Annotated in this window: 15 protein-coding genes; 12 read left to right on the forward strand and 3 right to left on the reverse strand. The window is 62.8% G+C overall.

What is annotated here, in order from left to right:
- The 6 genes from A2J01_RS29385 to A2J01_RS29410 form a co-directional block, all read left to right on the forward strand.
- Positions 1-323: acyl-CoA dehydrogenase family protein (locus A2J01_RS29385; protein WP_269455345.1), on the forward strand; the 323-nt coding region annotated here is incomplete at its 5' end.
- Positions 320-1,267 (forward strand): bifunctional MaoC family dehydratase N-terminal/OB-fold nucleic acid binding domain-containing protein, encoded by a 948-nt coding sequence (locus A2J01_RS29390; RefSeq protein ID WP_064114144.1) that lies wholly within the window; start codon positions 320-322, stop codon positions 1,265-1,267. The genes A2J01_RS29385 and A2J01_RS29390, both read left to right, overlap by 4 nt.
- A complete protein-coding gene (locus A2J01_RS29395; RefSeq protein ID WP_030537002.1) occupies positions 1,267-2,382 on the forward strand; it encodes an acyl-CoA dehydrogenase family protein in 1,116 nt (371 codons plus the stop codon). Before A2J01_RS29390 ends, A2J01_RS29395 begins: the two co-directional genes overlap by 1 nt.
- On the forward strand, positions 2,379-2,807 hold the full coding sequence (locus tag A2J01_RS29400; protein WP_003940399.1) for a MaoC family dehydratase: 429 nt from the start codon (positions 2,379-2,381) through the stop codon (positions 2,805-2,807). The genes A2J01_RS29395 and A2J01_RS29400 overlap by 4 nt, the downstream gene beginning before the upstream one ends.
- Positions 2,807-3,985, forward strand: coding sequence for a lipid-transfer protein (locus A2J01_RS29405; RefSeq protein WP_064114145.1), 1,179 nt, complete (start codon positions 2,807-2,809; stop codon positions 3,983-3,985). The genes A2J01_RS29400 and A2J01_RS29405 overlap by 1 nt, the downstream gene beginning before the upstream one ends.
- A gap of 14 nt (positions 3,986-3,999) precedes the next feature.
- Positions 4,000-4,821: a MaoC/PaaZ C-terminal domain-containing protein gene (locus tag A2J01_RS29410; RefSeq protein ID WP_003940443.1), complete on the forward strand. Its 822-nt coding sequence runs from the start codon at positions 4,000-4,002 to the stop codon at positions 4,819-4,821.
- A 110-nt stretch (positions 4,822-4,931) separates the two neighbouring features.
- Here A2J01_RS29410 and A2J01_RS29415 read toward each other — a convergent pair whose 3' ends face one another.
- A complete protein-coding gene (locus A2J01_RS29415) occupies positions 4,932-5,708 on the reverse strand; it encodes an SDR family oxidoreductase (protein ID WP_064114146.1) in 777 nt (258 codons plus the stop codon).
- Between the two features lie 199 nt (positions 5,709-5,907).
- On the opposite strand from A2J01_RS29415, the gene A2J01_RS29420 reads away from it, so the two are divergent.
- Entirely contained in the window at positions 5,908-6,669 is a 762-nt protein-coding gene (locus A2J01_RS29420; RefSeq protein WP_064114147.1) for an SDR family NAD(P)-dependent oxidoreductase, read from the forward strand.
- A gap of 15 nt (positions 6,670-6,684) precedes the next feature.
- Here the strand turns inward: A2J01_RS29420 and A2J01_RS29425 are convergent, their stop codons facing one another.
- The gene (locus A2J01_RS29425) at positions 6,685-7,461 is read right to left on the reverse strand and encodes an SDR family NAD(P)-dependent oxidoreductase (protein ID WP_007732641.1); all 777 of its coding nucleotides are present in this window, start codon (positions 7,459-7,461) and stop codon (positions 6,685-6,687) included.
- Positions 7,458-8,096: a hypothetical protein gene (locus A2J01_RS29430; protein WP_064114148.1), complete on the reverse strand. Its 639-nt coding sequence runs from the start codon at positions 8,094-8,096 to the stop codon at positions 7,458-7,460. The genes A2J01_RS29425 and A2J01_RS29430 overlap by 4 nt, the downstream gene beginning before the upstream one ends.
- A gap of 188 nt (positions 8,097-8,284) precedes the next feature.
- Between A2J01_RS29430 and A2J01_RS29435 the strand changes: the two genes are divergently transcribed.
- From A2J01_RS29435 to A2J01_RS29455, 5 genes are all read left to right on the forward strand, one after another.
- A complete protein-coding gene (locus tag A2J01_RS29435) occupies positions 8,285-9,184 on the forward strand; it encodes a LysR family transcriptional regulator (protein WP_054187448.1) in 900 nt (299 codons plus the stop codon).
- A gap of 84 nt (positions 9,185-9,268) precedes the next feature.
- Positions 9,269-10,300, forward strand: coding sequence for a hypothetical protein (locus tag A2J01_RS29440; RefSeq protein WP_064114149.1), 1,032 nt, complete (start codon positions 9,269-9,271; stop codon positions 10,298-10,300).
- A 5-nt stretch (positions 10,301-10,305) separates the two neighbouring features.
- Positions 10,306-11,292, forward strand: a complete 987-nt coding sequence (locus A2J01_RS29445; RefSeq protein ID WP_030537005.1) for a hypothetical protein — start codon at positions 10,306-10,308, stop codon at positions 11,290-11,292.
- A gap of 9 nt (positions 11,293-11,301) precedes the next feature.
- A complete protein-coding gene (locus A2J01_RS29450; protein ID WP_030537006.1) occupies positions 11,302-12,591 on the forward strand; it encodes an adenylosuccinate synthetase in 1,290 nt (429 codons plus the stop codon).
- The gene (locus tag A2J01_RS29455; RefSeq protein WP_020909123.1) at positions 12,588-13,238 is read left to right on the forward strand and encodes an NUDIX domain-containing protein; all 651 of its coding nucleotides are present in this window, start codon (positions 12,588-12,590) and stop codon (positions 13,236-13,238) included. Before A2J01_RS29450 ends, A2J01_RS29455 begins: the two co-directional genes overlap by 4 nt.
- Positions 13,239-13,243: the final 5 nt, after the last annotated feature.

The following is a 13,243-nucleotide window of genomic DNA, read 5'->3' on the forward strand; positions in this document are numbered from 1 at the left end:
ACGCCAAGCTCGAGGCCATGCGACTGCTGAACTGGAAGATGACGGCAGCCGTCGCACAGGACACGCTCTCCGGAGCCGACGCCGGTGCCACCAAGACGTACGGGACCGAGACTCACGTCGACGTCTACCGCACCCTGCTCGGAATTCTCGGCTCCGCCGGTCGCATCCGCCCCGAGTCTCCGGGCGCTCTGCTTGCCGGTCAGATCGAGCAGATCTCGCGTCAGGGTGTCGTGAACACCTTCGGCGGCGGCGTCAACGAAGTTCTGCGTGACATGGTCGGCACCATCGGCTTGGGACTCGTTCGCGAAAAGAGGGTCAAGTGAGCGACATTTCGGCGCAACTCGACGCTTTTGTCGGCCAGACGCTTGTTCCCACCACCTGGGGGCCAGACGAGGTCAACATCCCCATGATCCGGCATTGGGCCGAGACCATGGGCGATACCAACCCCGTCTACCTCGACGACGAAGCTGCCCGCGCCACCGGCCGTGACGGCGTCGTCGCTCCCGCTCAGATGCTTCAGGTCTGGATCATGCGGACCTTTACCGACAAGATGGCGGGCAACGACCCGTCGCAGGTATGGACCGATCTGATCGCCACCCTCGACGCAGCCGGCTACAGCTCTGTCGTGGCCACCGATTCCGATCAGGAGTTCTTCGCCGAACTGCGCCCAGGCGATCGCGTTAACTACACCGAGGTCATCGAGTCGATTTCGCCGGAGAAGAAGACCGGCCTCGGTGTCGGACACTTCGTCACGCCGCTCAAGACCTACCGCAACGGTGACGATCAGGTTGTCGGCACCCAGCGGTGGCGGACGCTGCGGTTCAAACCTCAGGAATCTGCTGCGCCCGAAGCTCCTCGTGCACTGCGTCCGCGTCCGGCTCTCAACGCGGACAACGCTTTCTGGTTCGAAGCGGCCAAAGAGCACCGTCTGGTGATCCAGCGCTGCACGTCCTGCAAGACGTTGCGTCATCCCACCGGCCCGATGTGCGGGGAGTGCCAGTCACTCGAGTGGGACACGATCGACGCGTCGGGGCGTGGCACGGTGTACAGCTTCGTGGTCAATCATCACCCCAAGATCGACGCGTTCGACTACCCGCTCATCGTTGCGGTAATCGAACTCGAAGAGGGAACCCGATTGATCGCCAACATGGTGGGTATCGCGCCCGAAGATGTCGTGGTCGACATGCCCGTGGAACTTGACTGGATCGACGCCGACCCGGATCTGACGCTTCCCGCGTTCCGGCCGGCCGTACGCGAGGAGCACTGATGGACTTCAATTTCAGCGAAGAGCAGGAAGCAATTCGCGCACTGGCCGACGAGGTCTTCACCAGCAAGGCAACGATCGAGCGCACCAAGGAGATCGAACTCTCCGCTGAGCGCGTCGACCGTGAACTGTGGCGTGAGCTCGCGAGCACCGGGTTGCTCGGTATCGCCCTGCCGGAGGAGTTCGGCGGCGGTGGCCTCGGCTTGTCCGAGCTGTACGCACTGCTCGAACAGCAGGGACGTCACGTTGCGGCCGTGCCGATCTGGGAAACGACCCTTGCAGCATTGGCAGTCAACGAATTCGGCTCTGATTCCCTTCGCGCCGAACTCCTTCCGGGAGTCGCCGACGGCAGTCGATTCCTGACCGTCGGTCTCGAAGAGTTCGGTCCGTACACTGGCGGCGACCCACTGACCACGGCTGAGCAGGACGCCGACGGCAACTGGACTCTGACGGGTGAGAAGGCAGTAGTGCCGATGACTCACGTCGCGAACCTTGCTCTCGTTTCGGCAACCGCTTCCACTGGTACGGCACTGCTGCTGGTCGACCTGAGTGCCGAGGGAGTGACGCTCGAACAGACGCAGTCCACCAGTTGGGAGATCTGTGCCAACGTCACCTTTGCCGGTGCCCCCGCGCAGCTGATCGGTGCGGCTGACGGCACCACGGTTCCGTGGCTGATCGACCGCGTTCAGCTGGCATTGGCCGCAATCCAATGGGGCGTCGGGTCGGGTGCAGTCGCGCAGGCCGTCACGTACCTGAACGGCCGCAAGCAGTTCGGCCGTCCGCTGGCGACCTTCCAGGCCGTCAATCATCAACTCGCTGACTGCTACATCGATCTCGAAGCGATGCGCGTGACACTGTGGCAGGCCGCCTGGCGCATCTCCGAGGGACTGGATCTCGGCACCTCGGTACTGGTCGCCAAGTGGTGGGCTACCGACGGCGGACAGCGCGTCGTGCATCGCACCACGCATGTTCACGGCGGCATGGGCGTCGACACCGACTACCCGGTTCACCGTCACCTCTTGTGGGGCAAGCAGATTGCTGCCACCCTCGGCGGCTCCAGCTCCGATCTCGCGCGTCTGGGTGCGCAGCTCGCATCCGGTGTGGAGGTGCTCGCATGACCGTTCTTGCCGGTCGTAGCTACGCAGACGTCGTTGTCGGAGAGGCATTGCCCGAGTTGGCGATCCCGCTGACCCGCACGTTGATCGTCGCCACGGCAATCGCCACTCGCGATTTTCAGGACGTGCACCACGATCCGAGCCTGGCCCAAGAGCGCGGATCCAAGGATGTCTTCATGAACATCCTCACGAGCAACGGTCTTGTCGGTCGATACGTCACGGACTGGGCCGGATCTGCATCGACCTTGCGCCGCATCGCCATTCGTCTCGGGGCGCCCAACTACCCGGGTGACACCATGACGATGACCGGTGAGGTCGTGTCCAAGGAAGATGGAGTGGTCGTGGTCAAGGTGCAGGGTGCAAACAGCCTCGGCAATCATGCATCCGGCACCGTCGCAGTCGCTTTCAAGGAAGAGGAGAGGCCCTGATGGCGATCAGCCCACTCTCGGGAACCGCCGCCATCGTCGGCATCGGATCCACCGAGTTCTCCAAGAACTCCGGCCGCACCGAACTGCAGTTGGCGTGTGAGGCCATCGTCGCGGCACTCGCTGACGCCGGTATCGACCCGTCCGAGGTCGACGGTCTGTCCACCTACACGTCGGAGACGAACGGCGAAGCCATTGTGGCTCGCAACTGTGGCCTCGGCGAGCTGAAGTTCTTCTCGCGCATTCACTACGGCGGCGGCGCCGCGTGTGCCACCGTGCAGCAGGCGGCCATGGCAGTTGCGACGGGTGTTGCCGACGTCGTGGTTTGTTACCGCGCCTTCAACGAGCGCTCCGGTGTGCGCTACGGCCTTGGGCAGCACGATCGACCCATGGACAGCACCGCGGATCGCGCGGCATATGCGTGGATGACTCCGCAGGGATTGTCGACTCCCGCTCAGTGGGTCGCCATGTTCGCCCGCCGCTACATGCACCAGTACGGTGCGACGAGTGAGGACTTCGGACGAGTTGCAGTGGTGGCGCGCAAGCATGCCGCCAACAACCCGGCTGCCTGGTTCTACGAGCGTCCGATCACACTCGAGGACCATCAGAACTCGCGCTGGATCGCCGAGCCTCTGCACCTGCTCGACTGCTGCCAGGAAACCGACGGCGGCCAGGCATTGGTCATCGTCTCTGCCGAGCGCGCAAAGGATCTGGCCAACAAGCCCGTCGTCATCAAGGGAGCCGCTCAGGGCAGTAGCAAGGATCAGCACATGATGACCAGCTACTACCGTCCTGACATCTCGGGTATCCCGGAGATGGGCCTGGTTGCTCGTCAGTTGTACGGCCAGAGCGGCCTGACCCCTGATGACATCAACGCCGCGATTCTGTACGACCACTTCACCCCGTTGGTGCTTCCGCAGCTCGAAGAACTGGGCTTCTGCAAGCCAGGCGAAGCCAAGGACTTCATTCGCGAAGGCAACCTCGAGATCGGTGGACGCCTGCCGTCCAACACTCACGGTGGTCAGGTCGGCGAGGCGTACCTGCACGGTGTCAACGGAATTGCCGAAGGTGTGCGACTCGTGCGAGGCACGTCGACCAACCAGCCCGAGGGCGTCGAAAACGTATTGGTCACAGCCGGAACAGCAGTACCCACCAGCGGTCTCGTTCTCGGCGCTGTTTGAGAGAGGAAAAGACAGTGACAACTTCGGAAGCTGCGAAGACCGCCGGCGATTGGCGTGGAGCCGATCTCGGGACCCGCACCGTGTCGTACACCGAGCGCGACGCGATCCTGTACGCACTTGCCGTGGGCGCCAAGGCGACCGAGCTGGACCTCGTCTTCGAGGATCAGCTTCGGGTCCTGCCGACCTTTGCTCTGACGCTGGCGCAGTGGGCTCCCGACGCTCTGGGTTCGGCGGGCGCCTTCGACACCTCGACGGCACTGCACGGCTCGCAAGAGCTGAAAGTGCTTGCTCCGCTTCCGCGTAGCGGTGACGTGACCTTGAAGGCTTCGGTCGGCGAGGTGTGGGACAAGGGCGCAGCGGCCGTGTTCGAAGTGAAGGTGGAGTGCGAATACTTCGTCGCGACCTGGTCACTTTTTGCCCCCGGTGCCGGTGGATTCGGCGGAGAACGTGGACCCTCACGTCCGGCGGAGCCGACCGGCGAGCCTTCGTTGACCGGTGTGTTGACCACAGCGGAGAACCAGACGGCGATGTACCGGCTCCTGGGCGACAAGCACCACATCCACATCGATCCCGAGGCTGCGGCGCGGATCAACCAGCCGCGTCCGATCATGCACGGCCTGTGCACGTTGGCCGCGAGCACGCTCGAGCTTGCCCGGGTCGCCGGAGTGCATCCGGCGGACCTCGTGAGTCTCGAGGGTCGATTCGCTGCGGCAATCCATCCGGGTGAAGCGCCGTCCATCGTTGCGTGGGGAACTCCCGACGACCTGGCCTTCCAGGTCACCAAGGGTGATCAGGTAGCGATTTCCGGTGCACGAGTGAGCTTCTCCGCTCGCTAGTCCCTCCAGACTCAACTGCGGGGTGCTTGACCCCTCGTCGCGCCCCGCAGTTGTTCACACGAAGAAGCAGCCCCCGAGCGAATCCGCTCAGGGGCTGCTTCGTATTTGTTTCAATCCTGGTGGGTCGCCATGTAGCGAGCCGGGTACTCACCGCCGCCGTGAACGGCGATGTCGGCGCCGTTCACGTACGAGGAGAGCGGGCTCGCCAGGAACAGGCAGGAGTTGGCGATATCGGCCGGCACGGCCATGCGCTCCATCGGAATGGTCCTGGTGACCGCAGCGCCGCCGTCGGCGCCGTAGACCTCGGCGGCAGCCTCGGTACGGATCAGGCCGGTGGTGATGTGGTTGATCCGGACCTTCGGCGCCCATTCGAGGGCCAATGCCTTGGTCAGAACGAGGAGGCCTGCCTTGGCTGCGCTGTACGCCGCGGTTCCGGGCTGCGGGTCGATTGCCGAGACACTGCCGATGTTGATGATGGCACCGCCGTCGTCCTGAGTCTGCATCACTGCATTTGCGGCCTGGGCAACGTTGAAGGGTGCCAACAGGTTCAGGGCCACGATCTTCTCGACGAAGCGGGGTGACACCGTCGCAGCGTCGGCGTCGGGGGAGCCGCCGGCGTTGTTGACCAGGACGTCCAGACGGCCGAAGCGCTCGACGGCATCCTGGACGAGGGCTGCGGCGTCGGCGGGATCGCGGACGTCCGTGGCGCGAAAGGCTGCGCTACGACCGTCGGCGGTGGGTAGGTTTTCGGGCTCGTTACGGCCACAGACCAGCACGTTCGCACCCGCGGCGAGGAAGGTTTCGGCGATGACGTAGCCGATGCCTTTGGTGCCGCCGGTGACGATCACCGAGCGTCCGCTGAAATCGACGGGGTTGGGCTGTGTCACGGTGGAGCCTTCCTGGTGCGGTGCCGAGCTGAATTGCCGCCCAATGTGATTGACGCGACGTGGTCGCACACCTTAGGGTCAAGCAAGTGCTTGGTTGTTTTGTAGGTCGAGTGTAGACGACAAACAGCGGCAGTCACCAGAATCGACCGGTCCCTCCCGCAAAAGGGACCTCTGCGTCGACGGACATTGGAGTGGTCACATGGGCAAGCTCGAAGGCAAAGTCGCACTCATCACCGGTGCGGGTCAGGGAATCGGGCAGGGGATTGCCCTGGCCTTGGCCAAAGAGGGCGCCGTGATCGCCGTTGCCGGCCGCACCGAATCCAAGTTGCACACCACGTGCGGACTACTGGCTGACATCGGTGCGCGCGGTGAGGCGGTGGTCTGCGACGTCAGCAAGAAGGACGACATCACCGACGCCGTGGACCGTACCGTCGAACTGTTCGGCGGAATCGACATCCTGGTCAACAACGCCAACGACTGCAAGCCCGGCCCACTCTCGAGCGTGCTCGACGAAGACTTCGAGCGTTCCTTCGCGACGGGGCCGCTCGCCACCCTGCGCATGATGCAGGCGTCGTACCCCCACCTGAACAGTCGTGGCGGTGGCGTCATCATCAACATGGTCACCTCGGCGGCGGTGCGCTGGGATGCCAGTAACTACGGCGCTTACGGTTCCATCAAAGAAGGCATGCGCTCGTTGACCCGCGCTGCCGCCTGCGAATGGGGCAAGGACAACATTCGCGTTCTCAATGTTGCCCCGCACGCCAAGACTCCCGCGTTGCAGTGGTGGATGGAAAAGAATCCCGAAGAGGCAGCGGCATTTGTCGCAGGTATTCCGCTGGGACGCGTCGGAGACCCCGAGACCGACATCGGTCGTGCCGTCGTCTTCCTCGTCAGCGAAGACGCCGGGTACCTCACGGGTGCCACGATCCCGCTCGACGGCGGCCAGTCGCGCTGGGGCTGACCGCCATCGACCCGATCAGGTCATCACGGCGCCGCCGTCGACGGCAATCGTCTGGCCGGTGACGTTGCGAGCCTTGTCACTGAGCAAGAAGGCGACCATCTCGGCGATGTCTCCGGGCGTCTGAGCTCGACCCATCGGAACCATCTGTGCGACAAAAGAATCGAAGACGTCAGCATCGGAAACATCTGTGAGCGAGGGATCGCGTCGACGCAGTTCCTTGATGGTTCGAAGCCACATGTCGGTGAGGATCAGGCCGGGCATGACCGTATTCGAGCGAAGTCCTCGAGTCGCACCGATTCGGGCGACGCTGTGACTCATCTCGATCACGGCGGCCTTCGATGGTCCGTAGTGCGCGAGCATGTCACCGCCCAAGCGGGCACCGATCGACGCGATGTTGACGATCGCTGCCGGACCCTCGGTTCTGCTCACGAATTCGCGGCACATCAGGAAGCTGCCCTTGGTGTTCACCGCAAAGGTGTTGTCCCACTGGTCTTCGGTGATCTCGAGGAACGGAGTGAAGACGCCGATTCCGGCGCCGTTGACGAGTGCAGTCGGGCTTCCGGCCGATGCAGCCACGTCGAAGGCGTTCTTGACGTCACCTTCACGTCGAACATCGCATCGTGCCGTGTGGACTGCTACGCCAAGGCTTTCCAGGCGTGCTGCGGTGTCGGCGAGTGCGGCCTCTTCGATGTCGAGGAGAAGCAGGGTGCCGAAGTCCTCCGCAAGGCGCTCGGCAATAGCGGCGCCCAACCCGGCAGCTGCGCCGGTGACAATGGCTACGGGCGCGCTCACGGCAGGTGCGTTTCGAGCAGTGGGGCAAGCAGTTCGGCTGCGCGCGCCGCAGTGATGACCTCGCTCGGGTCCACCTTGGTCACGACTTTCGAAGCAGAATCTTCGTAGACATGCTCACCGATGAGTCGCCCCTGCTCGTCGTACGGCCAGACAAATGCCAAGGTCCGACGCACGAGATACCAACCGTCGGGGTCGATGTCCGACGACTGTTCGGGGGCTGCGGGGGTGGATCCACCCGATTCGTGCACCGCGCCGAACACCCCGTCTCCCAGAATCGATCCTGGGACGAATTGACTGAAGAGAGTCTCACCCGAGAATCCGCTGTCGGAGACCGCGAAGTCGGACTGTCCGGTCCACATGACAAGGGTGTCCGTCTCGGCGAGTGACTGGTAGAAGTTGGTGACGGCGTCCATGCCGTCCAGAACAATCGACTGCCCGTCTTCGAACAACCGGTAGACGGGGTCTTCGACGGTCATGTCGGGCGAGAGGATTTCCTTGTAACGACCGGAGACCTCGAGCAATGCGTGGCGCCGGTAGTTTCGGAGGATCTTCTGGTGCCGCGGATTGTCGATGGTTTCCAATTGCTTTTCGACGCCATCCATCATGTGGACGAATTCGTGCTCGTACTTGCTCATCACATCTCCTGGTTTCGCGGATTCGGCGGGCTGTCCGGATCTGCGACAACTGTGACCTGACGTGGCATTCGCTGTACATGTAGAACTTCGTTCGACAATTGCCGGTTTGCTTAACTCCGCTGTTCAGATACCGTGATGGTCATCACTTTGCTGGCGAACAGCGGCCTAAGACAACCGAATGGACGGTAATGAAAAAGGCGAGAAGAGGTGAAGATCTGAATCTGCGGTTGGTGTCCTCGTTGCTCGTCGTCGTGGCGGAAGGGCACTTCGGTCGAGCGGCAGACCGGTTGTTCGTCACGGCGCCTGCTCTCAGTCAGCAGATTCGTCGACTCGAGGAACAGGTGGGTGTCGAGTTGGTTGATCGCAGTTCGCACCCGGTGGTGCTCACCGCCGCGGGTGAGGTGTTCGTCGCGGATGCGCGGCCCGCTCTCGAGTTCGCCGTTCGCGCGATGAACGGGCTCGACGCACTCGAGCGTCGGCGGGCCAGGCGGTTGCGGATCGGATTCATCAACGGGGCGGCCGGAAGTTTGGGACGTGCGGTGATCGATTCGTTGCATGCGGAGGTGGAGCTGGTCCAATTGGACTGGTCCCAACAGGTTTCCGCGGTGGCGAGCGCGACCGTCGACGCGGCCTTCGTGCGACCGCCACTGCCGGTGCTCGACGGTGTGGTGCTCGAACGGATAGGCGTCGAACCGCGGGTGTTGGCTCTGCCTCGAGGGCACCGACTGGCGGGTCGCGCGAGCATCGAGATTTCTGAAATAGATGGGACTGTGCAGGTTTCGAGTGACGGCGCACCACCCGAATGGGTGAAATGGTGGTCGGTGGACCCGCGCCCGAGTGGTGTACCCGTCCGGTACGGTCCCTCTGTCCGCACGATGGACGAAGCGCTCGAGGTTGTCGCCAACGGTCGGGCGGTGGTGATAACGGCAGCAACCATTGCCGAGTACTACACCCGCTCGGATATCAGTTTCGTGCGCATTTCCGACATCGAGCAGTGTTCGATCGATCTGTGTACCCGCGAGGGCGACAGCAGTCCGGCAGTGATCGAGCTACGCAAAGCTGTTTCAGCCCTCGGTACCGCCAGGTGATTGCCGTGTCCTGATGTGATGCGCATGTACTCGGATGAAATACGCATTCTTGCCGTCTCCGTTTTAGTCGGATAGACTAAAACCATGAAAACGATCAGCACGGCACTTGAAATCGTCGAGGCAGCACGAGTTTCGGCCGATGTGTTCGGGGGAGACTCCAGCGATCTCGACACCCGTCGCGCTGCGAAGCGTCGTTTTCATCGGCTCGCCTCCGCCATTCATCCGGACCGGGCGAAGCCCGAAGATCGGGTGCGATACTCGGCCGCAACATCTCGGTTGAACGAGCTATACCGCAGTTGGACAGCGGAGTTCGAGCCGGCAGATTCTCGGCCCGTTTATGTCGGCGAGCGGGGCGAGTACACGTTGGGTGGACTGGTAGCGCGCGGCTCGGTCGCTAACCTGTACCGGTCCGATGCCGGTGTCGTACTGAAGATTCCGCGAGACCCTCGGGCGAACTCGATGATCGAGGCCGAACGGAATGTGTTGACGGACATCGAGAATTCGTGCGAAGCCGGTTGGGCAGTCTCGTACTTCCCGCGATTGATCGATCAAATCACCCATGTGGGCAGCGGCACGAGACGTCAGATCGATGTGTTGGACGATCTGACCGAAGGTTTTGTGAGTCTCGCCGACGTCCGTGAGGCGTATCCAGGTGGCCTCGATCCACGGGACTGGGCGTGGATGCACCGACGGCTACTTCGGGCTCTGGCAGCAGCGCATGCGACTGGTTGGGTGCACACGGCGATTACCGCGGAGAACGTGCTGATCGAGCCTGATCGGCACGGGGTGGTGCTGGTCGGCTGGTCCTTTGCCACCCATACGGGCAGCCGCCCGGTGGCGACGATCGGTTCCGATCGTGATTCGTACCCACCGGAACTCGGCGAAGGAGCGTCTCCGGCCTGGGACGTCTACATGGCTCATCATTTGATGCTCCGAATGCTGGGCGAGCAGACCCACGAACGGATGAAGGCGTTTGCCGACGGCTGCATGCAGGACAACCCGAGATTGCGTCCCGACGCGGTCGACCTACTGGGTGAGTTCGACGAACTCCTCGATCTTCTCTATGGCCAGCGGACATTTCGTCCGTTCGCAGTTCCATCCACGAAAGGACAGTGATTGTCATGGGCTACGGATACTGGGACGACAACACCTATTTGGCGGGCAAGACTTTTCGTGCCGCACGCGGTGTCGACGATTTCGGTTACACCGATTCGCTTCGGTCGCGTCCGCGAAGCAGTTGGAAAGCGGACCCGACCCTCGACCCCTTCGGCGTCGACAAGCGTGAATGCCGAGACTCGGCTGGGCACCCCGATTCTCTCCCGATAGCAGTGCTTTTCGATGTCACCGGCTCGATGGGCGCTGTTCCGCGAATCATGCAGGACAAGCTCGGAAAGCTGCACGGGCTGCTGCAACGCAAGGGATACGCGGATGATCCGCAGATTCTGTTCGGTGGTATCGGCGACGCCGATTCCGATCAGGTGCCACTACAAGTCGGTCAGTTCGAGTCGGGTAACGCGATGGACGAGCAGCTTCGGACGATCTTCCTCGAGGGCAACGGTGGCGGACAGAAGTCGGAAAGCTATGAATTGGCAGCATATTTCATGGCGCGCCACACCAGTACGGATGCCTGGGAGAAGCGCGGAAGGAAAGGCTACCTCTTCATCATCGGCGACGAGCTGAACAAGCCGCGGCTCTCGGCTCGTCACATCCGTTCGGTGATCGGGGACAAGGTACGTCAGGACGTATCGGTCTCGTCGATCTACCGTGAACTCGAAGAAAGATGGAATGTCTACTTCGTTCTGCCAGATCAGTCGTCGTACTTCAACGATCCGGAAATCGCGGATCACTGGAAGAAGTTGCTCGGTGAACGCTTCGTCAAACTCGACGACCCCGCTGCGGTGTGCGAACTGATCGCGCTGACGGTCGGAATCGGCGAGGACCGCATCGACCTGCGTGACGGACTGGCGGATCTCCGCGACATCGGTTCAAGAGCTGAAGCCGAGACCGTCGGCAAGGCTCTCGCTCTAATTCCAGGGCGCAGCACCGCGACGGTGGCCGGGTTGCCCCACGATCTCGGAACCGATACGGACGATGTCGATTTCGCATAGAAGGAGAGCATGATGGAGCCGTTCGAAGACCGCGATATCGTCGTCGTAGACCTCGGGTTCGGAGATGCGGGGAAGGGAGCAACCGTCGATTGGCTTTGCTCCGACCAAGCCGATTTGGGTGTGGCCGCAGTGGTCCGGTTCAACGGTGGGGCACAGGCAGCGCACAACGTGACGGTCGGCGAGCGCCACCACACGTTTTCGCAGTTCGGTTCGGGAACGCTGTCCGGCGTCCCGACGTTTCTCTCGAGATTCGTGTTGGTCGAGCCCATCGCGCTCGCCCGGGAGGCGCGTGCTCTGGAAGCGCTCGGAGTTCGAAATCCGTTCGATTTGATACGGATCGACGCGCGCGCATTGTTGACGACGCCGATTCACGTGGCCGCCAACAGGGCTCGTGAGGATGCTCGCGGCGGTAACCGACACGGCTCGTGCGGCAAGGGGATCGGTGAGACCGCGGCGTATGCGCTCGAAGTTGCGAATGCGCCTACGGTGGGAGACTGCCGGCGACCTGACTCCTTGCGTCGTAAGTTGTCGACGATGGCCACATTTTACGGACCGTTGATCGCGGAGAGTCGCCACGGTTTTCCGCCGATCGACGACATGGTCGACATGTACGCGGAATTCGGTGCCGTCGTGGACATCGCCGACCCGGATGCGCTGGGCGCGTTGGGTGCCCGTGGTCGTCTGGTATTCGAGGGGGCACAAGGTGTCCTTCTCGACGAGTGGCGGGGGTTTCACCCACACACCACGTGGTCGACGGTCGAACCGTCCAACGCGCGAGCGATGATCGACGAGTTGGGCCGGGACAGTTACGTACTCGGCGTCACCCGCACGTACATGACACGACACGGAGCTGGGCCCTTCCCGACGGAGGATCCGGAGCTGGCGAAGGTGTTGCCCGAGCTGCACAACGGGACGGGTGAGTATCAAGGCGGATTCCGGATGGGCCACCTCGACGAGTTGTTGTTGCACTACGCAATCGAGGTGAGCGGTGGCGTCGACGGTTTGGCGCTTACTCATCTCGACGCGATGGATCGCGCGCGGGCTGCAGGCGTCCCGATCCACGGGGTGCACGCGTACGAAGGATTGCCGTTCGTTCCCGTCGGAGAGTGGAAGGATCTCGATCACCAGCAGGCGCTGACAGATTCCCTGAAAGCCGTAGGGGTCGTGCCGAAGGAACTTCCGGCCGACCCGGAGGATTTCGCCCGGTATCTGAGCGAGGAAATGGGTGCGCCGGTAGTGCTGACCGCGAACGGTGCCGACCGGGTCGATCGTCAGATGCGATGCCCAGTGCCTGCATGATGGACGGTGTGGACCAGTCACTTGTCTCGATCGATGTCATCGCGCTCCGGTTCGGCAATCCGGAACCCGGGATGTTGCGATTTGCCGTCACTCCGCGGCAAGCGGAGCCGTACACCGGGCAGTTGGCGCTGCCCGGTGTACTGCTGGGCGCCGGTGAGCGGTTGCAGGACGCCGCCAGGCGAGCCGTGACCACCAAGCTCGGAATTCCCGACGAGAAGATCCTCGTCAGCGGTCAATTGACCGTGTTCGACGAACCCAATCGCGACCCCCGCGGTCCGACGCTCTCGGTGACCATGTGGGCAGTGATCTCGTCGGACGAGGTGCCGGGTTCGGCCGAATGGGTGAGCTGGGACAACCCGGGGGACCTTGCGTTCGACCACAATCGGATAGTCGCCGATACCCGCCCGATCCTTGCTGACACCCTGTTGTGGCGAGATCAGGCATTCACGCGGGCACTACTGGGTCCGTCGTTTCCGGCGTCGTACGCGCTGGCGGTGGCGGAGGAGCTTTCCGGTGTGCGTCCGGACCCGGGCAACTTGAACCGGACGCTCAAAGCGTTGCCAGGGCTGGAACGTACGGACGAACGAGTCCGGGTCAGTGCCACCGGGCGACCCGCGGTGGTCTGGGCGTGGACCGAAAACAGCTGACCTAC

This window comes from Rhodococcus sp. EPR-134, from assembly GCF_001647205.1.
GTDB classification, from domain to species: Bacteria; Actinomycetota; Actinomycetes; order Mycobacteriales; family Mycobacteriaceae; genus Rhodococcus_F; species Rhodococcus_F qingshengii.